The sequence below is a fragment of the bacterium genome (genome assembly GCA_009926305.1).
Taxonomy (GTDB): domain Bacteria; phylum Bdellovibrionota_C; class UBA2361; order UBA2361; family RFPC01; genus RFPC01.
Genome location: RFPC01000205.1, coordinates 1 through 1,649, shown reverse-complemented (window position 1 = coordinate 1,649; position 1,649 = coordinate 1). Strand labels below are relative to the sequence as shown.

The 1,649-nt window shown below is 46.8% G+C and carries 3 protein-coding genes; all 3 read right to left on the bottom strand.

The genetic code is table 11. The features are described from left to right. Positions 1–79: 79 nt before the first annotated feature. Positions 80–1,135, bottom strand: coding sequence for a photosystem II D2 protein (photosystem q(a) protein) (gene psbD / locus EBR25_13845; protein NBW42052.1), 1,056 nt, complete (start codon positions 1,133–1,135; stop codon positions 80–82). A 111-nt stretch (positions 1,136–1,246) separates the two neighbouring features. Then, positions 1,247–1,459, bottom strand: a complete 213-nt coding sequence (locus EBR25_13840; protein NBW42051.1) for a hypothetical protein — start codon at positions 1,457–1,459, stop codon at positions 1,247–1,249. After that, positions 1,456–1,649 (bottom strand): photosystem II q(b) protein (locus EBR25_13835; protein NBW42050.1); only part of this gene is annotated, 194 nt, incomplete at its 5' end. The genes EBR25_13840 and EBR25_13835, both read right to left, overlap by 4 nt.

Here is a 1,649-nt window from a genome sequence, read left to right as displayed (position 1 = left end):
ATCAACACAGTAGAACCCATACTTTAATGGGTCTCTCATTCTCGCCATAAAAAAAGGAGGGTTTGACCCCTCCATTATATCAGAGAGCGTTGCCCCTAGGCAAGACTTCCTCTGGGAACACAAAGTTCTCGTGAGGTTGGTCTACTGGAGCCATCCAGGCACGGAGTCCTTCATTGAGGAGGATGTTTTTCGTATAGAACGTTTCAAACTCTGGATCCTCAGCAGCTCTAATCTCCTGAGACACAAAGTCATAAGCACGAAGATTGAGTGCGAGACCAATGATACCAATAGAACTTGTCCAAAGTCCCATGACAGGAACGAAAAGCATAAAGAAGTGCAACCAACGCTTATTGCTGAAAGCAATACCAAAAATCTGAGACCAGAATCGGTTAGCAGTGACCATGGAATAAGTTTCCTCTTCCTGAGTAGGTTCAAAAGACTTAAAAGTGTTTGCTTGATCACCATCTTCATACAATGTATTTTCTACTGTTGCACCATGAATGGCACAGAGTAATGCACCTCCGAGAATACCTGCTACACCCATCATGTGGAAGGGGTTCAGTGTCCAGTTGTGGAAACCTTGCAGAAAGAGAAGGAAGCGGAAGATTGCAGCTACCCCGAAACTGGGGGCAAAGAACCACGAGGACTGACCCAGTGGATACATGAGGAAGACGCTAACAAAAACGGCAATAGGGCCAGAGAATGCGATTGCATTATAGGGACGGATGCCAACAAGACGAGCAATTTCAAACTGGCGTAGCATAAATCCAATCAGAGCGAAAGCCCCGTGGAGTGCCACAAAAGGCCAGAGTCCCCCAAGTTGGAACCAGCGGACGATATCGCCTTGAGCTTCAGGACCCCAGAGAAGAAGAAGAGAATGACCCATAGCATCTGCTGGAGTACTAACTGCCGCAGTAAGAAAGTTTGCACCCTCAAGATAGGAGGATACAATCCCATGAGTGTACCAACTCGTAACGAAACTTGTCCCAGTAAGCCAACCACCAATAGCAAGATAAGCTGTGGGAAAAAGAAGAAGTCCAGACCAGCCAACAAAAACGAAACGGTCGCGCTTAAGCCAGTCGTCGAGTACATCGAACCATCCTCTCTGCGGTAGAGTAAGTGTTGAAGCAGTCATAGACAAATAACAACTAAAAATGGAAGTGCAACCATAAGGATTGCGAGGATGCCTCCCGCTACAATATAGACGAGAGGCCAGATAGAGTAAGGATCAGCCAAAAATGTTATTCTACTCCTTTTCTAACGTGGATGCGTATTCCCTGAGAAAATTGGCGATGAACGCAGAGGATTGCTCTCGCGTTTCGCCTGTGTTGTCCATTCGCCGGGCAATCATTGCTTCCAGTGCAGCGATTTGTTCGTTGGTTAGTTCCGTGCTCATAATAAAAAGAGTTACGACCCCATAATAGGTGCCGTAACCCCGAAGTAAAGTGAGGTGGATCAACCGATAGCAGGTGCTTTCAGAGCCACAGGGGTGCTCTCAGCAGTAGCTAGGTCCAACGGAAAATTATGTGCATTCCGCTCGTGCATCACTTCCATGCCAAGGTTGGCGCGGTTCAGCACATCAGCCCAAGAGTTGATTACGTGGTCTTGGCTATCCAGAATGGACTGATTGTAATTAAAACCATTAAGAT